The sequence below is a fragment of the Erwinia sp. PME.40.26/001 genome, assembly GCF_055556675.1.
The window spans coordinates 12,577-34,957 of the sequence record NZ_JBVHNP010000016.1 but is presented as its reverse complement, the minus strand read 5'-3'; the positions used below and the strand labels follow the sequence as shown (position 1 = coordinate 34,957).

The 22,381-nt window shown below is 52.9% G+C and carries 20 protein-coding genes, 1 tRNA gene and 1 pseudogene; 15 read left to right on the top strand and 7 right to left on the bottom strand.

Features of this window, described 5'->3' with window-relative positions; genetic code table 11:
* Positions 1-3: 3 nt before the first annotated feature.
* The 11 genes and pseudogenes from ACZ3HG_RS22660 to ACZ3HG_RS22610 all read left to right on the top strand — a co-directional run bounded on the left by ACZ3HG_RS22660 (position 4) and on the right by ACZ3HG_RS22610 (position 11,244).
* Positions 4-2,343, top strand: coding sequence for a type VI secretion system Vgr family protein (locus tag ACZ3HG_RS22660; RefSeq protein WP_465334546.1), 2,340 nt, complete (start codon positions 4-6; stop codon positions 2,341-2,343).
* 1 nt (position 2,344) lies between these two features.
* Entirely contained in the window at positions 2,345-3,154 is an 810-nt protein-coding gene (locus ACZ3HG_RS22655; RefSeq protein WP_465334544.1) for a DUF4123 domain-containing protein, read from the top strand.
* A gap of 43 nt (positions 3,155-3,197) precedes the next feature.
* On the top strand, positions 3,198-3,740 hold the full coding sequence (locus tag ACZ3HG_RS22650; RefSeq protein ID WP_465334542.1) for a DUF3304 domain-containing protein: 543 nt from the start codon (positions 3,198-3,200) through the stop codon (positions 3,738-3,740).
* Entirely contained in the window at positions 3,740-5,527 is a 1,788-nt protein-coding gene (locus ACZ3HG_RS22645; RefSeq protein ID WP_465334541.1) for a DUF2235 domain-containing protein, read from the top strand. The genes ACZ3HG_RS22650 and ACZ3HG_RS22645 overlap by 1 nt, the downstream gene beginning before the upstream one ends.
* 52 nt (positions 5,528-5,579) lie before the next feature.
* On the top strand, positions 5,580-5,966 hold the full coding sequence (gene tssE, locus ACZ3HG_RS22640) for a type VI secretion system baseplate subunit TssE (RefSeq protein ID WP_244633765.1): 387 nt from the start codon (positions 5,580-5,582) through the stop codon (positions 5,964-5,966).
* A pseudogene (locus ACZ3HG_RS22635) lies at positions 5,900-6,058 on the top strand (type VI secretion system ImpA family N-terminal domain-containing protein); the annotation flags it as partial. The gene tssE and the pseudogene ACZ3HG_RS22635, both read left to right, overlap by 67 nt.
* Positions 6,015-6,485 carry a VasL domain-containing protein gene (locus ACZ3HG_RS22630; RefSeq protein ID WP_342354639.1) on the top strand — a complete coding sequence of 157 codons (471 nt, stop codon included), beginning with the start codon at positions 6,015-6,017 and terminating at the stop codon, positions 6,483-6,485. The pseudogene ACZ3HG_RS22635 and the gene ACZ3HG_RS22630, both read left to right, overlap by 44 nt.
* A 67-nt stretch (positions 6,486-6,552) precedes the next feature.
* Positions 6,553-6,909 (top strand): hypothetical protein, encoded by a 357-nt coding sequence (locus tag ACZ3HG_RS22625; RefSeq protein ID WP_191935594.1) that lies wholly within the window; start codon positions 6,553-6,555, stop codon positions 6,907-6,909.
* A 387-nt stretch (positions 6,910-7,296) separates the two neighbouring features.
* Positions 7,297-8,523, top strand: coding sequence for an HNH endonuclease (locus ACZ3HG_RS22620; RefSeq protein ID WP_465334538.1), 1,227 nt, complete (start codon positions 7,297-7,299; stop codon positions 8,521-8,523).
* Between the two features lie 51 nt (positions 8,524-8,574).
* Entirely contained in the window at positions 8,575-9,777 is a 1,203-nt protein-coding gene (locus ACZ3HG_RS22615; RefSeq protein WP_465334536.1) for a DNA cytosine methyltransferase, read from the top strand.
* Positions 9,778-10,123: 346 nt separating this feature from the next.
* Positions 10,124-11,244 (top strand): IS3 family transposase gene (locus ACZ3HG_RS22610; RefSeq protein ID WP_465334534.1). Its coding sequence is split into 2 segments (ribosomal slippage): positions 10,124-10,382 and positions 10,382-11,244, totalling 1,122 coding nucleotides; the frame shifts between segments, so codons are not numbered across the junction.
* Positions 11,245-11,270: 26 nt separating this feature from the next.
* Here ACZ3HG_RS22610 and ACZ3HG_RS22605 read toward each other — a convergent pair.
* From ACZ3HG_RS22605 to aspA, 6 genes are all read right to left on the bottom strand, one after another.
* Complete coding sequence (locus tag ACZ3HG_RS22605; RefSeq protein ID WP_465334532.1) at positions 11,271-11,933, bottom strand: DUF6538 domain-containing protein; 663 nt, start codon at positions 11,931-11,933, stop codon at positions 11,271-11,273.
* Between the two features lie 126 nt (positions 11,934-12,059).
* Positions 12,060-12,135: transfer RNA gene (locus ACZ3HG_RS22600), tRNA-Phe, on the bottom strand.
* A gap of 110 nt (positions 12,136-12,245) precedes the next feature.
* Entirely contained in the window at positions 12,246-12,824 is a 579-nt protein-coding gene (locus tag ACZ3HG_RS22595) for a transcriptional regulator (RefSeq protein ID WP_191934361.1), read from the bottom strand.
* A gap of 44 nt (positions 12,825-12,868) precedes the next feature.
* Positions 12,869-14,578 carry a protein-disulfide reductase DsbD gene (locus ACZ3HG_RS22590; protein WP_465334529.1) on the bottom strand — a complete coding sequence of 570 codons (1,710 nt, stop codon included), beginning with the start codon at positions 14,576-14,578 and terminating at the stop codon, positions 12,869-12,871.
* A 223-nt stretch (positions 14,579-14,801) separates the two neighbouring features.
* A complete protein-coding gene (locus ACZ3HG_RS22585; RefSeq protein ID WP_191936066.1) occupies positions 14,802-16,103 on the bottom strand; it encodes an anaerobic C4-dicarboxylate transporter in 1,302 nt (433 codons plus the stop codon).
* Between the two features lie 117 nt (positions 16,104-16,220).
* Complete coding sequence (gene aspA / locus ACZ3HG_RS22580) at positions 16,221-17,657, bottom strand: aspartate ammonia-lyase (RefSeq protein WP_191934358.1); 1,437 nt, start codon at positions 17,655-17,657, stop codon at positions 16,221-16,223.
* Between the two features lie 367 nt (positions 17,658-18,024).
* Between aspA and ACZ3HG_RS22575 the strand changes: the two genes are divergently transcribed.
* The 4 genes from ACZ3HG_RS22575 (at position 18,025) to ACZ3HG_RS22560 (ending at position 21,246) form a co-directional block, all read left to right on the top strand.
* Entirely contained in the window at positions 18,025-18,486 is a 462-nt protein-coding gene (locus ACZ3HG_RS22575) for an FxsA family protein (protein ID WP_191934357.1), read from the top strand.
* Positions 18,487-18,714: 228 nt separating this feature from the next.
* A complete protein-coding gene (locus ACZ3HG_RS22570) occupies positions 18,715-19,008 on the top strand; it encodes a co-chaperone GroES (protein WP_062745758.1) in 294 nt (97 codons plus the stop codon).
* 47 nt (positions 19,009-19,055) lie between these two features.
* The gene (groL, locus tag ACZ3HG_RS22565; protein WP_062745755.1) at positions 19,056-20,699 is read left to right on the top strand and encodes a chaperonin GroEL; all 1,644 of its coding nucleotides are present in this window, start codon (positions 19,056-19,058) and stop codon (positions 20,697-20,699) included.
* A gap of 199 nt (positions 20,700-20,898) precedes the next feature.
* On the top strand, positions 20,899-21,246 hold the full coding sequence (locus ACZ3HG_RS22560; protein WP_191934356.1) for a DUF4156 domain-containing protein: 348 nt from the start codon (positions 20,899-20,901) through the stop codon (positions 21,244-21,246).
* Between the two features lie 75 nt (positions 21,247-21,321).
* Here ACZ3HG_RS22560 and epmB read toward each other — a convergent pair whose 3' ends face one another.
* Entirely contained in the window at positions 21,322-22,350 is a 1,029-nt protein-coding gene (epmB, locus tag ACZ3HG_RS22555) for an EF-P beta-lysylation protein EpmB (RefSeq protein WP_191934355.1), read from the bottom strand.
* Positions 22,351-22,381: the final 31 nt, after the last annotated feature.

Sequence of the window (22,381 nt, the reverse complement as noted above, 5' to 3'; positions counted from 1 at the left end):
GTTATGGATAACTGGAATGCTCTGTTCGACTTAAGCCCACGTTACGCGCTGGAGATTACCGGCAGCCCGCTGCGGCCGAACGTGCTGAACTTTACGGGGCGGGAAGCGTTAAGCGAGCCGTTCCGCTGGACGATAGAGTTCACCGCGCCGCCGGACGATATAGCCCCGGAGCAGGTGCTGATGAAATATGCCAGCTTGCGTATGCGCGCCGGGCGCGAGGTGCACGGCGTGTTGACCGGGTTGGAGTGGCTCTCTACCAATGCCGACCAGTCTCACTGGCGGGTGACGCTGGAGTCAAGGCTGGCGCTGCTGTCACGCACCCGCCAGTGTGCCGTATTCCAGAATCAGTCGGTGCCGGAGGTGGTGGAGGAGGTGCTGCGCAGGCACGACTTTAACGGGCCGGATTTTGAGTTTCGCCTGGCGCGTGAGTACCCGCCACGCGAGCTGATCACCCAGTGGCGGGAAAGCGACCTCGAATTTATCCAGCGTCTGCTGTCCGAGGTTGGCATCTGGTTCCGCAGCGAAACGCAGGCGACGACTGAAAGCGAAATGCTGATATTTGCCGACAGCCAGTCAGGCTACCAGTTTGCTATGCGCCTGCCGTACAGCGAGCCAGCCGGGCTGTATGACGGCGCGGCGGAGTCGGTATGGGACGTGCGCACCCGCAACGAGGTGGTCACGGGTGGCAGCAGCACACGTGACTACAACTACCGCACGGCGTCGACCCCACAGGGCTCCACGGTCAGCGTGCGCAGCGACGCCGTCACCACCGGGGTGCACTACCGCTACGCCGCGCCCTTCCGTGAAGCGGGCGATGACGGCGACCCGGAGCCGGCCACCGAGTCCGGCGCGTTTTACGCCCGCATTCACCACGAGCGCGAGCTGAACAAATCGGCGTGGGTACACCTGTTCAGCAACGCCTCCGGCCTCGCGCCCGGTCAGGTGCTGGAGCCGCAGGGTAAAGTGATTAACGCGCTGCAAGAGGGCGTCATCATCACGCGGGTGACCTTTAGCGCCGCGCGCGACTCGCGGCTGCACGTGTCGGTGACTGGCATGCCTTACAGCGAGCGCTACTGCTTCCGCCCTGTCGAAACCAGCCGCCCGGAAATCCACGGCACGCTGCCCGCCCGTATTGAAAGCCGCGAGCAGGGCGATATCTACGCGCACCTCGACGAACACGGGCGCTACCGTGTCAAACTGGACTTCGACCGCAGCGACAGTGAGCAGGGCTACGCGTATCTGTGGCTCAGAATGGCCAAACCGTATGCCGGAGAGGATTACGGCTGGCACACCCCGCTTATCGACGGCACCGAAGTCGCCATCGCTTACGGCAACGGCGACATTGACCTGCCGTATATCTCCCACGCCCTGCACGACCCGGCGCACCCGGACCACGTTGCCCGCGACAACCGCACACGCAACGTACTGCGTACCCCGGCGAACAATAAGCTGCGCATGGAGGACCAGCGCCGGGAAGAGCATATCAAGCTGGCGACGGAATACGGCAAAACCCAGCTCAACGCCGGGCATATCGTCGACGCACAGGAGAAGCCGCGCGGCACCGGCACCGAGCTGCGCACTGACGAACACGGCACGCTGCGCGCGGCCAGGGGACTGTTCGTCAGCGCCGACGCGCAGCCGAAGGGTGAGGGTCAGGTGCTGGATATGGACGCGGCGCTGAAGGAGATTGAGCAGCTTGAGCGCCAGCTGGAACAGCTCCAGGCGGCGGCACAACAGGCCGAGGCGCTGAAGGCGGACACCGAATCGCAGATAGCGATGTTCAACGAACGCCTGAAGCCGCTGAATGAGATTCTGCACTTCTCGGCCCCTGAGGGGATGGCGTTTACCAGCGGTGAGGATATGCAGCTGGCCGCCGCAGACAACGTGGTTATCAACGCCGGGGGAGACATCAGCGCCGGGGTGATGGGCAATATGACGGCGCTGGCGGGCGAGAAAATCGGGCTGTTTGCCAGGACGGGACAGCTGAGCCTGAAGTCGGGCGAAGGCCCGGTGGAGATGCAGGCGCAGAATGGCGAACTGGGCTTCTTTGCGCAGAAGAAGTTCACGCTGACCAGCACCGAAGACATCCTGTTCGCCGGGAAGAAGCGCATCACGCTGATGGGCGGCGGCAGCTACCTGAAGTTAGACGCGTGCCGGGTGGAGTACGGCACCACGGGCGTGTACCAGCGCAGGGTGAAGCGCACCTCGAAGCGGGCAAAGGATGCAATGCCACTGACTATGCCTCTGTTCCCGGGGCAGTATCCACCACTTCAAGGCAAAATCTGCATTGAATGTTTACTGAACGCGATTAAAGCAAATGATGCCATCGTGCAGGGGGCTTAAAATGGTTACAACGATGTTACTACAGTTTATTCCTGTGACGGATGAATACCAGATTAGCCTTATATTTGAGGGGGGCGCACAATTGCCGGAAGTATTCACTGCTTTTAAGGCGCTGCACTCATCAGAGATGTATTCACTGTATCGCCATCCGCAGCTGGTTGAAGCCCAAAATTACGGTCCGTGGCTGCTGGATATTAAGTACAAGGATCAACTGGGCGAATATATTGGAAAAATTCCGGGCGTTGTTGGCGTGATAGTTTCAACTCGATCCTCAGGCACACTGGCAATGCAGCTTGCAAGTGGCTGTAGCATCATTACTCCTGATGGTACAACTGCATTGGTTCGTTTTTATGCTCATCATGTTATCAGTGTCCTGGCTCAGCAGAATGAGCAGGAATGGCATGCATTATTGTTTAATGGTGTTACGCAATGGTGGGTGCCCTCAGAGGATGGATGGCAGTCGATTGAGATAGCGGTATCAACCGCAGAGAATCCCAGGAATCATACAGTAAAACTCAATAATGAAATCTGGCAGAAAATAGCGGACAAACTCGAAGTCAGCAGCGTGCTGACGCAGTGGCAGAAGATGCCTATGAGCCAACATTTCACTCCGTGTGTACAGCGCGACATGGTGATTAAGGCTCTGGGTAAAGCTAAAACTGCAGGCATCGCCACACCGTTGGATCAAAAAATTTATGCGTTGTATTACCTTAACGGTGGCAAGAAGGTCCTTGAGTCTGATGAGATGCAGGCAGCGTTGCTGAAGGTAAGCCAGGGGAAAACATCGCTGGCAGATGTATTACTCAGCTGAGAATCATGATAGTGACAAAAATGATAATTAAGAGGTTGTAAATATGGACTTCTTCAAGCGTATGGACATATTAGATAAGGCCGTTAATAAAGGTTATGCCCGGTGGGGTAAATGGATATGGGGCGTTATGCTGTCGGTAGTGCTAGTGTATGGAGGCTGGATTATTTGTGCTTCTATCTGGGGGCCACCGACCGGACCAGTGACGCTGATTATTCATAGTGAAATAGATCGCCCGATATTGGGGTTTAGTGTTAATGGGGTGGCAGGGGCGAATGCTTCCGCATATAAAAAAAATCCATACTCGTCTGGTGGAGGCGCTGCTACCTGTTGTGGCAGCATTAGTGGTAAAACTGCTGAGGTTATCTGGACGTTGAGTACAACGCGCGATCAGTATAATGCCGGGCTTCGTAGAGAAACACGTCGGGTTATAATGCCGTTACCAGAGCGGGAATGGGGTGAAAATGATCTGCATGTTCATTTCTTACCTCGCGACAAGGTTCTTTTGGGTTGGAGTGATAATGCCTGGTCCCCTTATGAAAAACATCCTGAATTATCGAGGAAAATTATAGAAAAAGGAAATAACTAATGGAGATCTCTAATATCTTAGCTGCAGCAAATTGTGCCCAACAGGCAGATGATGCTAAATTAAACAACTGCTCGCGAATTTGGCATGTTGGATTTTTTTTTGATGGTATACACCGAAGTATTGAGCAAGATGCTTCTCAGCAAAGGCTTACCAATATTTCTCGTTTATTTAGAGCACACCCAAACCCTCAAGATAACACGGCTAATCTAAGTTATGATAAATTTTATATTTCAGGGTTAGGGACGCCATTTGATGAGGAGCTAACTGAAAAGCTGCATATTTTAATGGATGGGGCACAAAGTTCAGTTTTGGATGATTTAAAAGATCAGCCAAAAGAAATGGCGAAAGATGCAGGGAAGGAAATATTAAAAAATGGAGACTGGTGGGAAGTACTAAAAAATTCAGGAAAAAAATTAGTCAACCCAACCGAATGGAAAAAGTTGGGATGGGATACAACAAAAAATGCAGTGAAAAAAGTCAGTATTGAAGCTACTCCCTGGTTACGTGATAACCCTACCATTGCGGATATGTTAGTTACCGGTGTTGATACCCGACTAGGCACAACAAAGTTACGCTTTGAGCGTTTTTTTGAAAGGGCTAAATCGAATAGCCCGGTTCCAATCAAGCTGATTTCCATTTCGTTATTCGGTTACGATCTCGGTGCCACGCTTGCGCGAAAATTTATCGATACGTTCCTCGAGGAGATGTGTAAGAAACAGGGCGATAAGTACATTTATCAGGGAATACTGGTAGATATCATTTTTACCGGACTTTTTGACTGCGCCCGGCATACGCCTGCCAGCAGTAAAAGTGGCGTGGACTGGTTTGTTTCTGCCCTCGGCGGACCAGTCAGTGGAGTCAGCGTCCTGTTGGGGGACAAATCGATAGATCAGGACTCCGCATTACCTTCGGCGGTTAAAAGTGCGCTACATCTGGTGGCGGCGCATGAAACCCGTTCCTGGAGAAGCCTCTACAGGCTGGGAGGTAAAAGTAAAAGCCACAAGGAAGAGCTGATGCCGGGTTGTTCTGAAGATATTGGCGGCGGCCTGAAACCGAATGAACAAAAGCCAAGTGCCGAACTATGTCGGGTGGCATTACATCGAATGTATCGCGCTGCGACTATGGCGGGCGTCCCTTTTCCAGACTTCCAGACGCTGGATAAAACTGATACTGATGTTGCGGCCTACTTCGTCATGCAGGATCGCGTAAATAATAAATCTGTTGCTCAGTGGGCGAATATTTATCAACGTGCTATCCCTTACAAAGCCCTGACGGTGGGTGCACAAAATGCCCATCTGGACAGCTATATTGAGTGGTTAGGGCAACAATATTATCAATATCGCAGTGAATGCATAAGGTATTTAAAGAGGCGTGGTGACGTGCTGGCTTCAGCTGGTGCATCTGCAGGTTTACTAGGTACTACTCCGCAAGCGAAAGAAACGGCAAGCCAGTTTCAAAATGAACTCGAAATTTTGCATAAAAACTGGGGCTGGCTGGAAGATGTTCATGATGCGGCTATAAATATGAGAAACAGTATGAGTAATAATGAGATGGATAAACGTCTTTCACTTATACCTGATGTATATGGACCTGCCTTGACCAGGGCACTAAGATTTCTTGACTATGCGCATGCGGCATTCCTTGAGCAGCCTCAGCCACTGCCTTATTACAGTGCCCCGCCAGAAATGTATGCCTGGTTTGTTCACGATCTGCAAACGGTCGATAAAGGTGCCAGCATTTCGCAGGACTTTTTAGTTGTTCGTTCAATGGAAAATCCATCGGGCTGAATCGATTGCAGGAAATAGTGCTCAAAAATCTGCAACCGCTTAAGGACAAGTAATGCCTCACACCCATAACGCCCCCTCACTGTATGAAATGCTCTATGGTAACTTCAGCGGCGGGTTGGATCTGCACAACGTCAGCGAGGAAAACCAGGTGATCCTCTCAGTGCTCGATAACATGCAGCGCATCCTCAACTGCCGCGCCGGTTCGCTGGCGCATCTGCCCGACTATGGGCTGCCGGATATGACCAAAATCCTGCAGGGGATGCCCGGCACTGCACATCAATTGATGACCACGCTGTCCGGCGTACTGCTGCGCTACGAGCCGCGCCTCAACAGCATCAGTGTGGATATGCTGCCGCAGACGATCCCCGTACGCTGCCGGATTATGCCGCCCTGCGCGACGAACTGGGCAAACTCTCCCACCCGGCACGGCCAGATGTGAACTGGCATTTAGTCGAAAAACTCAGCCTGTCGTTATTTGAAAAAAACGGTGTTGAGCTGCAAACCGCTGCCTGGTTTACGTTGGCCAGAAGCGCTCAATTATGGACAGCGGCTGGTGCATCAGGCACAGACGCTTAACCCGCAGGATCCCGCTACGGATAATATGGCTACCGCGTGGCAACAGCAGATGAGTGCGTCGGCGCTACCGGCAGACACGATGGGAGGCTGGCAGGTGGGGATGGCACAGCTGCAGCAGCTGACCGCCAGACTGAATGCCCTCGATGGCCAGCGCGGAAAATATATCACGGTGAGCGAGCTCAAGTCGGTGGTGTACGACGTGACTCAGGCGTTTAATCGCGCACTACCGGCTGAGGAACGTCTGCGTCGTTATGCCGCCAGCCCGTCTGAGACTGAACGACAGCAGGCTTCAATAGCGCTGGCGCAGTTACAGAAGCGCTATTTTTTGCTCAGGCAGGCGGCTGGATCACCAGGCGCACCGGACGTAACCTCTCAAAATTAGAGGGCTTCCCGTCACGGGCCGGGGCCTGATAAACTTCTGTTATCTTCTTACGGAAAAAGAGCGGGCCATGTCACTCAGTAAGAAAGCGATTAAAGAGCAGGACGATCGGTTGAGGGAGAAGTTAAAACGCTGGGATGACCTGGCCTTTATCCCGTTTATTGCCATTCCGCTCGCCCTTTATCTTACCCTGGGACGTACCCTGGCGATGCTCACCCCTTTGCTGTGGGTGATATACAGTGCGGCCTATCTCTGTCTGTTCCATCACCGGTTGAAAGGGTTTTCCACTGACGAACTGCGCAGCATCGCCACCATGTGGAGAAATTATCCTTTCAGGGTGTTCTGCTGGCTGTTGCTGATCGCTGCCGGACTGTGCGTGGTGGCCGTAATCGTCCAGTATTTAAAAGCGGCATTTTTTATTAAATAGCAGAGGTAAGGGCGGGTCTCAGGGATGAGACCCGTCATCGAACGCAGTTCGATGGAGAGTCCGGATGGCAGAAAGCAAAAAACCCGCTAAAAGCGGGTTCTTCTGAATTTGGTGCCCGGACTCGGAATCGAACCAAGGACACGATTCTTGACTCATTAACTCTATGATTGTTAATCAGTTAGTCTTTCGCTTCGATTCCAAATGTACCACTGTTCTGTACCATACATCAAGTTTCAAACTACAAAATTACTGCTGGACTCCTGCTTTCCGAGTGCATTTTTGTGAGTTCTATCACGCTTCACGCTTTATGGAGATATCTTCACTTGCTCTGTTATCTTCTGCCAATAGGATCAACTCAATTGGATTAATCCGCAAGGTGATAATGAAATGAGCAGATGGCGTTGGGATCAAGGACGTTTGGATTATTTTTCTGTTGAAAACCTAAGAAAAATTGCGACAGTTTTTGTTGATATTGATGGGGCAGAAGATACCGATCCCGAGTATGATCCTCTCCGAGAGCCACTGTTGCTTAGAACTGAATTACCGTTTTCACCTGATAGTTACAAAGTCTGGCGTAACTATGCCCGTGTGATCAAACTGAGTTTGATCGCGTCTCGAATTGATGGTCGTTATCACTGTACTGATATTGCTAAGTCGCTGGTTTCAGGGGAGATGGCTAGTGATGCAGATAGCTATCTTCTCACACTAGCGAAACGGACTTTTTATCCTTCTCCTGCATTCGAAGGGTTCGACGCTTCACTACAGCGTGTCTACCCGATGCTGGCAATTATCAAAGTGTTACTCACGGGGCGATTTGATGTGAATGGCCTGTCTGCTAGAGATGTGTGTAGTGTGTTAGCTGGGAATAACGTTACAGGTTTAGAAGGGCTCGAGTTCTATTCATCTATTGGCGAAACAAGCCGGGCACCCGAAGGTGATGAACTTCGCCAAATAAATGAAATGATGAAAGTAATGAGCCAGATAAGCTTCCTTTTTTGGCAGCAAGGTCATCTGTTTATTGACCCTTCAGTCTTAGCGTCTTCTAAAACCGGTTTATACCAGCTGCTAAGCCCTGATGCGATTGTACAAGATTTACCCGATGAACCTGATGCTGCTATTTTAATGATGGGATCGTTGGACAGTTCAACCGTGCTCGTATCAGAGGCCGTTGATTCACACTTTGTAAATCTAGATGAGGATAGCTATCAATCTGATGAAACTCAGGCACAGCAGACTTTCCAAGAAGGAAAGCGAAGATTAATTAACCACTATCGGGTAGAGCGGAATAGAAGACTAAGAGAGCAGTTTTTAAGTTCGTCTTCTGAACCTGACCGTTGTGATATGTGTCGCAAAACCTCACATACCCAGTATCCTTGGGTAAACAGCCTTATCGAAGTTCATCACAAGTTGCCTTTAGCATCTACGGTCAGGGTGCAGGGGAATAGTACGCTATTGAATGATCTTGTAGGACTGTGTCCATCTTGTCACAAGGCAGTTCATCAATATTACCGTAATTTTCTGCGTGATGAAGGCAAGAGCGATTTTACGTCTAAAGAAGAAGCAAATGAGGTTTATGAGTGTGCAAAGAGCCTGTATACTTCTACAGATGTTTAAGCCTCGCATAAGCGAAAAATCCGGTAAAATGTAGGTAACATCAGCGTGCATATGAAACAACAGCAACTCAAGGAGTTGGTCGAGCAAGCTACCATTTTGCAACAGGCCGAAGAGGATGATGCAAAGCTTGATTCCGTTTTGCAATCGTATGGATGGGGTTATGATGACCTTCGTTACGAGGATTCTTACGAGTTAGCGAAAGATACGTCTCTAGAAGAATACGTAACGCTGGATAGATTGCGAAAACCTGTACACAATGTCCCTATGGTAAGTTTTTTCGCTGGGGCCGGTGGATTAGATCTCGGCTTTGAGGCAGCAGGTTTTTCTCATGATGCTTTAGTAGAACTAAACCCAATTTTCAGTAACACATTGAGGCATAATCGTCCAAACTGGTCAGTGATTGGTCCTCCAGACTGGAAAGGGGATGTTTCTGATTTTGAAGATACATGTAAAGCGTTAGCCCAATGCGGTGTGAGCTCTGACTATCCTGGCGTTTTTGTAGGTGGGCCGCCATGTCAGCCGTTTTCTATAGCAGCCAATCAACGCTTTAGTAAAGATGGCGAGAATTTCAAACGTGTTGGTTTTGCTCATGAAAAGAACGGCAACTTACTCTTCGATTACATCAACCTTATCATTAAATACAAACCTGCAGCGTTTCTTGTTGAGAATGTCGTTGGGCTTTTAGAGGTTGATGATGGTGTTCAGCTAAATCGAGCTATCGAGATGTTGAGTCAAAATGGTTACTTTGTCGAGAAGCCATTGATTCTAAATGCTTCTGATTTCCTTGTGCCTCAACATCGCACACGAATGTTCTTAGTGGGCAATAGGTTAGGTAAATCTTTTGTGCCCCCGCTAAAAGCTGATAAAAAAGTGCCTTGTGCAGCAGCTCTGTGCGAAGATCTAAGTAAATTACCTAATCATGTAACTAGGAAGCATCAAGCATCATCTGTCCTACGTTACGTAAAATTGCCTTTTGGCGGTCGAGACAAGCTTGGTCGAGTTGATAGATTGCATCCAATGCTACCTTCTAAGACAGTTATAGCTGGAGGGTCATCTGGCGGTGGTCGTTCTCATCTTCATCCGTCTATACCTCGTACGCTTTCGGTTCGGGAATCGGCTCGTTTGCAAACTTTTCCCGATAATTATGAGTTTACAGGTACGCACTCTCGACAGTTCACTCAAGTTGGGAACGCGGTTCCGCCAGTGTTAGCTACCCAGTTGGCTTGGCAGATTTATCAGTCTTTCTTTAGCTGACAACACATCCAAAATGGCTTTTTAGGGGAGATGATGCTCTCCCCTTATTTAAGATCTACTTGAACTGTGTGGATATGTATGAGTTACATGACATTACATGAATACTCTCCGCTTCCACCACTTATCATTTTGAGCGTGAATTTCTTATCCGCCGTGTAGACAACGTTGAACGCAATGCCCAGACTGGAAAATGTCAGGCTGTTCACCCCCTCATTATCCTCTGCTCCCATGAAGAACTTCGCCCGCCGGGTTCCGTTTGGGGTAGACAGATCGGCTGACCTGCTCCCCGTTGATTAACACACCGCGATGTTAGTAATGTCTTCATCAGTCACATGAGGACATTCCCATGAAGAAGCGATTTTCCGACGAACAGATCATCAGTATTCTCCGCGAGGCCGAAGCCGGGGTTTCAGCCCGGGAACTCTGCCGTAAGCATGCTATTTCAGACGCCACCTTTTACACCTGGCGCAAGAAGTTTGGCGGCATGGAAGTCCCCGAAGTGAAGCGGCTCAAGTCACTTGAAGAGGAGAACGCCCGCCTTAAGAAGCTGCTCGCTGAAGCCATGCTGGATAAGGAGGCGCTTCAGGTGGCTCTGGGCCGAAAGTTCTGACGACAGACCAGAAGCGGGAAGCCGTGGAAGCCATGTGTGAGACAACGGGTCTGTCGCAACGCCGTGCCTGCAGGCTGGCCGGTCTGTCACTTTCAACCTGCCGTTATTCGGCTCAGCGCCCGGCTGCTGACGCGCAGCTCTCTTTACGTATCACAGAGCTGGCACTTGAACGCCGCCGATTTGGTTACCGGCGCATCTGGCAGTTATTGCGTCGGGAGGGCTTTCACGTCAACCACAAGCGGGTTTACCGCATCTATCACCTTAACGGTCTGGGTGTAAAACGCAGGCGGCGCCGTAAGGGGCTGGCGACTGAACGGCTGCCGCTTCTTCGCCCGGATGCGCCGAACCTGACATGGTCGATGGATTTTGTCATGGATTCACTTGCCAGCGGCCGCCGGATTAAGTGCCTGACCTGCGTGGATGATTTCACGAAGGAGTGCCTGACGATCACCACGGCATTCGGGATTACAGGCGTTCAGGTGACACGTATTCTGGACAGCATTGCGCTGTTTCGTGGCTATCCTGCAACGATAAGAACCGATCATGGCCCGGAATTTACCTGCCGCGCGCTCGATCAATGGGCCTTTGAACATGGCGTTGAGCTGCGCTTAATCCAGCCGGGCAAGCCAACGCAGAATGGATTTATTGAGAGTTTCAACGGTCGCTTTCGGGATGAATGCCTGAATGAACACTGGTTCAGCGATATTCTTCATGCCCGGAAAATCATTAATGACTGGCGGCAGGACTATAACGAGTCCAGACCTCATTCATCGCTGAAATACCAGACGCCGGCTGAATTTGCAGCAAGCTGGAGAAATGGAAAATTAGAAGGTAAACAAACCGACATTACTAACTGAGCGTTGTATCTAATACTGGGGGCAGGTCAATCTGCAAAGGTGAGACTCATAGTTTTTTCTACGGGGAGTGAGTCCAGGCCTTTTTTCCCGGCGTAGATTCTGGATTGCAAGCTGAGAAGGTAAGTATTAGTCAGCTCGCTACGCCGCTCTGCAAGACGCCATGCCAGTCGGTTACGCCATAGTGGCGTCAGGGTAACAGGTGTGTACTCCAGAGCTTCATCCAGTTCGACAGCCAGCAGTTTGCAGATGGAAACATCTCGCTCGCCCTGCCATGTCTGCGACTTGAAACCGGGTTTGCTTACCCTGTCTTCCAGATAAGTGTGGATGATGTCATTTTCGGAGGAGTGGAACAGCCCGGTTTTACCATCAAGTTCATCTTCGACGATGTAACGTTCCCGGATAAGATCATCCTGCTGCATGGTCTTTGATGCCCACACACCGGCAATGAGTTCAATATCGGCATCAGTCAGAGTCTGCTCTGCGGCAAGCTGTTTTTCCGCCAACCTGAGCATGAGGTCAATCTGGATGATTTTGGCAGGTGCACGCTCTCTGGCCTCCTTCACGTCTTTCGTATCAAGGGTGAACTTGATTTCACGTTTACCAAGGATGGCGACCAGGTGTTTGGGTACGGCTTTACGGATGTGGTAAACGCCGAATCTGTTCTTAGTTGGCTGTATCATAATGCCCATTTTGTACCACCTTTCTGTACCACCGGGAAGCGGGGCCGGAGGAGAATAAGAGGGGTAACTACTGACAAACCAACAAGTTATTGAGCCATAATGCAAAAACCCCCGCCTAAGCGAGGGTTCGGAATATGGTGCCCGGACTCGGAATCGAACCAAGGACACGGGGATTTTCAATCCCCTGCTCTACCGACTGAGCTATCCGGGCAACGGGGCGCATTAAACCGTAATCCCCGTTCGGCGTCAACGGCTTTGTCACAAAAAAGTCGTAAAACCCTGCCGACTGCCTGCTTTTTACCCGGGTACGCTCACCCTGCTTTAGCTTAACGCCCCGTTCTTACGGCACAGTGCGAAACTCAATACATCTTCCGCCAGACAGCGGGCGGTTTCCACGTCCTGAACCTGACGTTTCACCAGCAGTCGCGACAGGCAGCCCTCAAGGATCAGTTCCATCTGATGTGCCACGCCCTCGGGGTTGTCCGTTTCCAGGTCGCTCAGTAACTGATGAGTGAACTGCCAGGACGCCTGTTTTTGCTGCTCGGCAATCTGATGGATAGGGTGGTCAGGCTGTGGGTAGAAACTGCAGGCGGCAATAAAGAGACAGCCGGGATAGCGCTGATGATTGACCGCATCGGCCAGCACCTGATAGCGCGCCAGCAGTTTCTGCCCGGCACTCTGGCTGTCATCCAGCAGTAGCTGGCGGCGCCACGCCTCAATCTGCTGGCCGTGGTAGCGCAGGGCGTCATACAGCAGCGCATCCCGGTCCGGCCAGAAGCGCTGAAGTTCCTGTTCGCTGCAGTCCAGTTCACCGGCCATCATGGCAAGAGAGGTGGTCGCCGCTAACCCATGCTGTTCCAGCACGTTCAGAGCCTGTTCAAGTACTTGTTCACGCTGCACGCGGTTCTCCTCTTGTACGCTTCATTATCGAACCTTAGTGTCGTTTAACGCGCCAGTTTCTGCAAATGTGCACGGAAAGCGGCGGGTTTCATAAACCCGGTCACGCGTGAGTCGGGGATTTCATGACCCTGTGCATCAAAGAACAGCAGAGTCGGTAAGCCCAGTACGTTCAGACGATCCAGCAGGGCGCGATCAGCGGCATTACTGGCGGTGACATCGGCCTGTAACAGCTGCGTATGCTCCAGCGCAGCCTGCACCTGCGGATCGCTGAAGGTGTATTTCTCAAACTCCTTGCAGGCGACGCACCAGTCGGCGTACAGGTCGAGCAGGGTGATCTTGCCCCCACTGTTGGCCAGCTGCTGATCCAGCTGCTGCACATCACTGATGCGGGTAAACGTGAGCTGCGGGGCCGCTTCTGTCGTCTGCGCACCGCCAAACGCCCAGTCCTGTAAAGGGCGTACGGCGATCAGCATCGCCCCCAGCAGCAGAATTTGCAGTACCCGCAGCCAGCCCCGGTGGCTTTTCAGGGTACTGATAAATGCCCAGCCGAAGAAGGCAACGGCCAGCAGGCTCCAGAGGCGAACTCCCCATGTATCGCCGATCACCCGCTCCAGCAGAAACACCGGCAGGGCCAGGATCACAAAGCCAAAGCCTTCTTTCACCGTCTGCATCCACGGGCCGCTTTTTGGCAGCAGGCGGTTGCCGAACAGCGTAATGGCGACCAGCGGCAGGCCCATGCCCAGCGCATAAAGATAGAGCGTACCGGCACCCGCCAGCATATTACCGCTTTGTGCAATATACAGCAGGATGGCACTGAGCGGGGCGGTGGTGCAGGGGGAACAGATCAGCCCGGCCAGGGCTCCCATCATGAAGACGCCCGGCAGCGATCCCCCCTGCTGGCGGTTGCTCCATAACGTCAGTCGGGTCTGCAGTGAAGAAGGCAGCTGCAGGGTAAACAGGCCAAACATCGACAGCGCCAGCACAATAAACAGCACAGAAAGCCCGATCAGTATTGCAGGGGCCTGTAATGCCGCCTGGAAGCGCAGCCCGGCAGCGGCGACCACGATGCCCATCAGGGTGTAGGTCAGCGCCATGCCCTGCACGTAGACCATGGCCAGTGCAAACAGGCGACCGGGGCTGTAGCGGCGGTTCCCTCCAAGGATAATGCCGGAAATCAGCGGGTACATCGGCAGTACACAGGGGGTAAAGGCCACGCCAATCCCGATCAGCAGCGCCCATAACGGCGAGAAAGGCAGGCTGCTATGGGTCGACAGAGCCGCGTCGGACGCGGCGACAGGGGCGGGGACGCTGTGGGCTGCAACGGCATTAAGCGGAACCGTACGGGTTTCCGGCGGATAACAGAAGCCGGCGGCAGCGCAGCCCTGATAGGTCACCGTTATCTCTGCACCGGCGGCGGCCTGGGTGACGGTGAACGGCAGCGTCAGGCTGTCAGGGTAGATCTCGGTTTTACCGTAGAACTCATCTTCATGAGGCTGGCCTGCGGGCAGCTGCCATTCAGCAAGGGTGGCACCCTGGACGCCAATCTTGATCTGCTGCCGGTAAAGGTAGTAGCCGGGTCTGACCTGCCAGCTGAGGGTGAGCCGATCGTTCTTCTGTGTGAAATCAAAAGCGAAGGCCTGATTGACCGTCACAAACTGACTGTTGGCATGGTTGTCAAACAGCGACGCACCGGCGTTCAGGCTGAACAGCGTGGCAAACAGCAGGAATATCAGGGAAATAAGTCGCTGGGTCATAACGGGTCTTGCTCTCTCCATGGGGGACCGACCAGGCGGAAAGGGAGATAATAGCATGACATTCCCTGGTGAGGGCCGCGCGGAACAGAACGGGACGACCGAAAAAGAAGGCCGGCCCCTGCTAAGGGGCAGGGACCGGCCATTTATTCAATCAGCCGTTGGGCGGGTATTTTTCCCTTCGATCTTTCGGGACGGCTATTTTACCGTTCCGCCCGTCGCCGCATCAGAGAATAATGCCCCCCAGCAGGAAGCCAAAGGCCACCGACAGGACTATCGCCAGCGTGCCGGGGATCAGGAAAGAGTGATTGAAGACAAAGCGGCCGATGCGGGTGGAGCCGGTGTCATCCATCTCTACCGCCGCCAGCAGCGTCGGATAAGTCGGCAGCACAAACAGGGCGGATACCGCAGCAAAAGAGGCCACGGCGGTCACCGGCGAAACGCCCAGCAGCAGCGCCGCAGGCATCAGTGCTTTGGTGGTGGCCGCCTGCGAGTAAAGCAGCGTAGAGGCGAAGAACAGGATCACCGCCAGCATCCATGGGAAGTCGTGCAGCAGCTCACCCGCCACCTGCTGGATATCGCCAATGTGAGCCTTCACAAAGGTGTCACCCAGCCAGGCGACGCCGAGCACGCAGACACAGGCGCTCATCCCGGATTTAAAGGTGCTGGCCCCGAGAATTTCCCCGGTATCGATCTTACAGGTCAAGCAGATCAGTGCGGCTACCGTCAGCATGAACACCACGATCGCTTCGTTACGCGGCAGTACCGGGTTCTGAATCAAACCAACGGCATCACTGATGGCTGTGGCATAGAACACCACGGCGATAATGCCCAGCAGCAGCAGGAGCACCGAGCGTTTTGCTCCCGGCTTTTCTTCAAACTTGCTGGCACCGCGCAGGGCAACTTCCCCTTTTGCCAGACGGGCCTGGTAGACTTCATCGTCCTTCAGTTCCTTACCGAGGAAGTTGGTGACCAGTGCTGCAATAAAGATCGCTGCCATCGTTGAGGGGATCGCCACCGCCAGCAGCATCAGATAGCTGATGCCTTTGGGTTCGAGGATGCCGGCCATAAACACCACGGCCGCAGAAATCGGTGACGCCGTAATCGCGATTTGTGAGGAGACCACCGCAATCGACAGTGGACGGGAAGGGCGAACACCCTGTTCTTTAGCCACTTCGGCAATAACCGGCAGCGTGGAGAAGGCGGTGTGGCCGGTCCCTGCCAGCAGGGTCATCACATAGGTCACCAGCGGGGCCAGAAGCGTGATATAGCGCGGATGTTTACGCAGCAGGCGCTCGGCCAGATTAACCAGGTAGTCCATCCCTCCGGCCACCTGCATGGCGGCAATGGCGGCAATCACGCCCATGATGATCTCAATCACATCGAACGGGATGGCGCCGGGTTTGATTTGAAAGCCCAGGGTCAGCACAAGGACCCCGAGGCCACCGGCAAAGCCGATGCCGATCCCTCCCAGCCGACTCCCCAGATAAATCGCGAGAAAGACGACGATAAGCTCAGGTAATAACATAGGGTGTTCCTTAATTTTTTTGCTAATAAACCGTTAAAATTTTGTGTGCCGCGAAAAGTAAAAAGGCACGTTGTTCAGTGAACACGTGCCTTAAAAGGGAGCTAATGATCGGGTCTGTTATTGTTCGTTTTCATCGGTATAGCGTTTCGCTTTGTACACCGGGAACATCAGATTCTGCGTTGAGAAAATATCATCCAGCTCGCTTTCGGTCAGCAGGCCGCGCTCAAGCACCACTTCACGGACGCTCTTACCGGTTTCTGCACAGATCTTACCCACGATATCGCCGTTGTGATGGCCGATATACGGATTGAGATAGGTGACAATGCCGATGGAGTTAAACACGTAGGCTTCACACACGGCTTTGTTGGCGGTGATGCCGTCTACGCATTTTTCCAGCAGGTTGTAGCAGGCGTTGGTCAGGATATGAATGGATTCAAACATCGCCTGGCCAATCACCGGCTCCATTACGTTCAGCTGCAGCTGACCGGCTTCAGAAGCCATCGTCACGGTAATATCGTTACCAATGACTTTGAAGCACACCTGATTGACCACCTCCGGCACCACCGGATTCACTTTGGCAGGCATGATTGACGACCCCGCCTGCAGTTCCGGCAGGTTGATTTCATTCAGCCCGGCGCGCGGCCCCGAGGAGAGCAGGCGCAGGTCATTACAGATTTTTGACAGTTTTACCGCCAGGCGCTTCAGTGAGCTGTGTACCATCACGTAGGCGCCGCAGTCTGAGGTGGCTTCGATCAGGTCTTCCGCCGGAACGCACGCCAGCCCGCTGACTTCGGCCAGCTTCTCTACGGCCAGTTGCTGATAGCCATCCGGGGTATTCAGACGGGTGCCGATGGCCGTTGCGCCGAGGTTTACCTCCAGCAGCAGCTCGGCGGTGCGCAGGATGCTGCGGATCTCTTCATTCAACAGGACGTTAAAGGCGTGGAACTCCTGACCGAGGGTCATTGGTACCGCGTCCTGCAGCTGGGTACGGCCCATTTTCAGGATAGTATTGAACTCCACCGCTTTACGCTGGAAGCCTTCACTCAACTGCCCGATAGCATCCAGCAGTTTTAAAATAGAGCTGTAAACCGCGATACGGAATCCGGTCGGGTAAGCATCGTTCGTTGACTGGCATTTGTTGACGTGGTCGTTTGGATTAAGGAACTGGTATTCCCCTTTCTGATGCCCCATCAGCTCCAGACCGATGTTAGCCAGCACTTCGTTCGTGTTCATGTTGACCGAGGTGCCTGCGCCGCCCTGATAGACATCGATCGGAAACTGATCCATGCAGCGGCCGTTGTTCAGCACCTCATCACAGGCGCTGATAATGGCATTAGCCACGTTGCGCGGGATGGTCTGTAGCTCTTTATTAGCCAGTGCCGCTGCTTTTTTAACCATGACCATACCGCGGACAAACTCAGGAATATCGCTGATTTTGCTGTTGCTGATATAGAAGTTTTCAATCGCACGCAGAGTATGAACACCGTAGTAAGCATCCGCGGGAACTTCACGCATACCTAACAGGTCTTCTTCGATACGAATGTTATTAGCCATGAGAACCTTCTGTTGGGAATACCGGTTAAATCAATACAATTCAAGTGCCTGCTTCAGCGGTCGACATCCAGAGAATATCGGGCCGGGGAACGGCTGCCGCGGCATTTTATCCGTTTGCGTCAACCCGAGCACGATCATATTCTGTTGCGATGTAAAAGCCTGAATCCAGATCACTTAAACTGCCTGCTGAATCAAACAGTTTCAATCTTATGTGATCGTCCTCACAATGGAAGACGCGGAATGATTTTCCACCTTTCCGGTTGAAAACCGGAGGTTTCGTTCCCACCTTCTATACTATCGATCGCGACGATCGCCATTTTATGCTGCCATGCAGTCTGCAGGGCAGCCCTTGATACAGGAGAACGCGGTGCGCTGGTTACCGTTCTTAGTGATATTTGCCCTGGTATGGATCGAGATCTCTCTCTTCATTCAGGTCGCCCATGTGATGGGTGTATTAATGACCATGCTGCTGGTGATCTTCACCTCCTGCATTGGTATCTCGCTGGTGAAAAATCAGGGGATGAAAAACTTTATGCTGATGCAGCAGAAGCTGAACGCTGGTGAAAGTCCGGCTGCCGAGATGATCAAGAGTGTGTCGCTGGTACTGGCAGGCTTTCTGCTGCTGCTGCCAGGTTTCTTTACCGACTTCATCGGCCTGCTGTTGCTGTTGCCGCCGGTGCAAAAACACCTGACGCTGAAACTGATGCCGCATCTGAAAGTCTGGCGTGGTCCGGGCGCAGGCCCCGACAGTGGATTTACCGTTGATGGCGAGTACGAGCGCAAAGAGTCAAACCTGATTGAGCACGATCGTGACAACGACAAACACTAAAGTACACTGCCTGGCAAAAACGGCGCTTTCCTGACGGGGCGCCGTTTTATTTTGTCTTTCCCTGCGCTTGTGCAAAAAAACACCAAACAGTGCCATTAGCAAAAAAATTTACGCCTGGCCCTTGAAAGGCCTCTCCTGCGGCCGCATCTCATTCGTCACGAGGCCGGTTGCTCATGATGCCCGGCTTTCATCCCAAAACTGATTGGACTTCTCAAAGGAGAGCTAACAATGAAAATTCGTCCATTGCACGATCGTGTTATCGTCAAGCGTAAAGAAGTTGAATCCAAATCTGCAGGCGGCATCGTGCTGACCGGATCGGCGGCGGGTAAATCCACCCGTGGCGAAATCCTGGCCGTCGGTAACGGTCGCATCCTGGAAAATGGCGACGTGAAGCCATTAGACGTCAAAGTAGGTGATGTGGTCATCTTCAGCGAAGGCTACGGCGCGAAAACTGAAAAGATCGACAACGAAGAAGTCCTGATCATCTCTGAAAACGACATCCTGGCCGTTGTTGAAGCGTAAACAGCGCGTAATTCACTGAACGTAACGAATTTAAGGAAAAAGATAAAATGGCAGCTAAAGACGTAAAATTCGGTAATGACGCTCGCGTAAAAATGCTGCGCGGTGTGAATGTACTGGCAGATGCAGTAAAAGTTACCCTGGGTCCGAAAGGCCGTAACGTGGTCCTGGATAAATCTTTTGGTGCACCGACCATCACCAAAGATGGTGTTTCTGTTGCGCGTGAAATCGAGCTGGAAGACAAGTTCGAAAACATGGGCGCTCAGATGGTGAAAGAAGTGGCTTCTAAAGCTAACGATGCTGCGGGTGACGGTACCACCACCGCCACCGTACTGGCACAGTCCATCATCACCGAAGGCCTGAAAGCCGTCGCGGCGGGTATGAACCCGATGGACCTGAAGCGCGGTATCGACCAGGCGGTGATCGCTGCGGTTGAAGAACTGAAAAAACTGTCCGTACCTTGCTCTGACTCTAAAGCGATTGCTCAGGTCGGCACCATCTCTGCTAACTCCGATGAAACCGTGGGCGAACTGATTGCTCAGGCGATGGAAAAAGTGGGCAAAGAAGGCGTGATCACCGTTGAAGAAGGTACCGGCCTGCAGGACGAGCTGGACGTGGTTGAAGGTATGCAGTTTGACCGCGGTTACCTGTCCCCTTACTTCATCAACAAGCCAGAAACAGGCGCAGTTGAGCTGGAATCTCCATTCATCCTGCTGGCTGACAAAAAAATCTCCAACATCCGTGAAATGCTGCCAGTGCTGGAAGCCGTTGCGAAAGCCGGTAAACCACTGCTGATCATTGCAGAAGATGTTGAAGGCGAAGCACTGGCAACGCTGGTGGTGAACACCATGCGCGGTATCGTGAAAGTGGCTGCCGTTAAAGCCCCTGGTTTCGGTGACCGTCGTAAAGCCATGCTGCAGGACATCGCTGTTCTGACCGGCGGTACCGTGATCTCTGAAGAGATCGGTATGGAGCTGGAAAAAGCCGGTCTGGAAGATATGGGCCAGGCGAAACGCGTTGTGATCAGCAAAGACACCACTATCATCATTGATGGTACCGGTGAAGAAGTGGCTATCTCTGGTCGCGTGACGCAGATCCGTCAGCAGATCGAAGAAGCAACATCAGATTACGACCGTGAAAAACTGCAGGAGCGCGTAGCGAAACTGGCAGGCGGCGTTGCCGTTCTGAAAGTGGGCGCAGCCACTGAAGTTGAAATGAAAGAGAAAAAAGCACGCGTTGAAGATGCCCTGCATGCAACCCGTGCAGCGGTAGAAGAAGGCGTTGTTGCTGGTGGTGGTGTTGCACTGGTACGTGTGGCTTCTAAGCTGTCTGAACTGCGCGGCCAGAACGAAGACCAGAACGTGGGTATTAAAGTTGCGCTGCGCGCGATGGAATCCCCACTGCGTCAGATCGTAGCTAACGCCGGCGAAGAGCCTTCCGTTGTGACCAACAACGTGAAAGCGGGCGAAGGTAACTACGGTTACAACGCGCAGACCGAAGAGTACGGCGACATGATCGACTTCGGTATTCTGGACCCAACCAAAGTCACCCGTTCTGCACTGCAGTACGCGGCTTCTGTTGCTGGCCTGATGATCACCACCGAATGTATGGTGACTGACCTGCCTAAAGGCGACGCGCCTGATTTAGGTGCTGGCGGCATGGGTGGTATGGGCGGTATGGGCGGAATGATGTAATTCCTTCCCACCCCCGTGTGAGAATAAACCCCCTGTCTTTGACGGGGGGTTTTTCTTTTTGGGGGGAAAATAGTATAAGTAATGGCGCAACGCTAACCCGCTGAACGGGTTAAGGTGCATGGGGCAAGGATAGATAAGACACCGTGCTTATGTTCGGTACGCTCTGGCCTGATTCTGATGATAATAAATGGGGATTATAATGCGGATTAACTTGCTGGGACTCTCTGTGGCGGCCCTGCTGCTGGCAGGCTGTAGTTCTTCTTCTAACACGCTGAGTTCTGCGGGCGAACGCGTCACCTTTACCGATCAGCAACCGGCCAGCAGCTGCCAGTTGCTGGGCAACGTTACCGGATCGCAAAGTAACTGGTTCTCGGGTTCCGGCGGCGAGGGCAGTTCACTGCGCGGCGCGGCTAACGACCTGCGCAATCGTGCCGCAGAGATGGGCGGCAACGTCATTTACGGTGCGACCAGCCCAACCCAGAACATCTGGTCCAGCTTTGCACCGCTGGATAGTAAAATGAGCGGCCAGGTTTATAAATGTCCGTAAGCCTGTCAGGCTGCTGATGTTCAGAAAGGGTGGCATGATGGCCACCCTTTTTACTTTCCGGCACAAAAGCAGGACTTACTCCTGACGTAGCTGGAGGTCCAGCGGCGTTTTGCTCGGCTCCCCGCCAATTTCCCGCGCCAGCTTCGGCACCATATAGCCTGATACCCTGCCCAGCAATTCACGCATAATGACGCGGGCACGCTCATCGTCTACATAGAAATGTGCGGCACCCTGCACTTTATCCAGTACGTGCAGGTAATAGGGCAGGATACCGGCATCAAACAGTGCATTACTCAGCGTGGCCAGCGTGGCGGCATTGTCATTAATGCCGCGCAACAATACGCTCTGATTGAGCAGCGTCACCCCGGCCTGCTTGAGGCTTTGCATTGCAAGACGCAGATCGTCGTCGATCTCCTGCGCATGGTTGATATGGGTCACCATCAGCGTTTGCAGGCGTGACTGAGCCAGCCGCTGGCACAGTGTTTCCGTGATGCGTTTGGGGATCACGACCGGCAGGCGGGTGTGGATGCGCAGGCGTCTGATATGAGGGATCTGCTCCAGTTCACTCATCAGCCAGTCCAGTTCGTGATCCTTCGCCATCAGCGGATCGCCACCGGAGAAAATAATCTCATCCAGTTCTGGCTGTTGTCGGATATACTCCAGGGCTTGCTGCCAGTTGCGTTTATTGCCCTGGTTATCAGAGTACGGAAAATGGCGGCGAAAACAGTAACGGCAATTGACGGCACAGCCGCCTTTGACCAGTAACAGCGCACGATTACGATATTTATGTAACAGACCCGGCACCACGCTGCTCTGCTCATCCAGCGGATCGGTACTGTAACCCGGTGCATCAACGAACTCCTGCTGCGAGGTGATCACCTGAAGCAGCAGAGGATCCTGCGGATCGCCTTTACGCATACGTGCAGCGAAGGCCCGCGGGACGCGCAGGGCAAAAAGACGCCGTGCGTCATGGCCTGAAACCAGTTCAGGGTGGTGTTGCAACGCTAAAAGTTGCAGTAATTCATCCGGATCAGTGATTACATCGGCAAGTTGATGCAACCATTCTTCTCGCACAGGGGTATTTAGGGTTACAATGTGTGCCATTTTTTTGGCTAAGTACCAGTTATAAATTTAG

Bases quoted from the DNA above. Each gene is read 5' to 3' on its own strand.
- ACZ3HG_RS22660 (WP_465334546.1), top strand. From the start codon at position 4: ATGGATAACTGGAATGCTCTGTTCGACTTAAGCCCACGTTACGCGCTG.
- ACZ3HG_RS22655 (WP_465334544.1), top strand. From the start codon at position 2,345: ATGGTTACAACGATGTTACTACAGTTTATTCCTGTGACGGATGAATAC.
- ACZ3HG_RS22650 (WP_465334542.1), top strand. From the start codon at position 3,198: ATGGACTTCTTCAAGCGTATGGACATATTAGATAAGGCCGTTAATAAA.
- ACZ3HG_RS22645 (WP_465334541.1), top strand. From the start codon at position 3,740: ATGGAGATCTCTAATATCTTAGCTGCAGCAAATTGTGCCCAACAGGCA.
- tssE (WP_244633765.1), top strand. From the start codon at position 5,580: ATGCCTCACACCCATAACGCCCCCTCACTGTATGAAATGCTCTATGGT.
- ACZ3HG_RS22625 (WP_191935594.1), top strand. From the start codon at position 6,553: ATGTCACTCAGTAAGAAAGCGATTAAAGAGCAGGACGATCGGTTGAGG.
- ACZ3HG_RS22620 (WP_465334538.1), top strand. From the start codon at position 7,297: ATGAGCAGATGGCGTTGGGATCAAGGACGTTTGGATTATTTTTCTGTT.
- ACZ3HG_RS22615 (WP_465334536.1), top strand. From the start codon at position 8,575: ATGAAACAACAGCAACTCAAGGAGTTGGTCGAGCAAGCTACCATTTTG.
- ACZ3HG_RS22605 (WP_465334532.1), bottom strand. From the start codon at position 11,933: ATGGGCATTATGATACAGCCAACTAAGAACAGATTCGGCGTTTACCAC.
- ACZ3HG_RS22590 (WP_465334529.1), bottom strand. From the start codon at position 14,578: ATGACCCAGCGACTTATTTCCCTGATATTCCTGCTGTTTGCCACGCTG.
- ACZ3HG_RS22585 (WP_191936066.1), bottom strand. From the start codon at position 16,103: ATGTTATTACCTGAGCTTATCGTCGTCTTTCTCGCGATTTATCTGGGG.
- aspA (WP_191934358.1), bottom strand. From the start codon at position 17,657: ATGGCTAATAACATTCGTATCGAAGAAGACCTGTTAGGTATGCGTGAA.
- ACZ3HG_RS22570 (WP_062745758.1), top strand. From the start codon at position 18,715: ATGAAAATTCGTCCATTGCACGATCGTGTTATCGTCAAGCGTAAAGAA.
- groL (WP_062745755.1), top strand. From the start codon at position 19,056: ATGGCAGCTAAAGACGTAAAATTCGGTAATGACGCTCGCGTAAAAATG.
- ACZ3HG_RS22560 (WP_191934356.1), top strand. From the start codon at position 20,899: ATGCGGATTAACTTGCTGGGACTCTCTGTGGCGGCCCTGCTGCTGGCA.
- epmB (WP_191934355.1), bottom strand. From the start codon at position 22,350: ATGGCACACATTGTAACCCTAAATACCCCTGTGCGAGAAGAATGGTTG.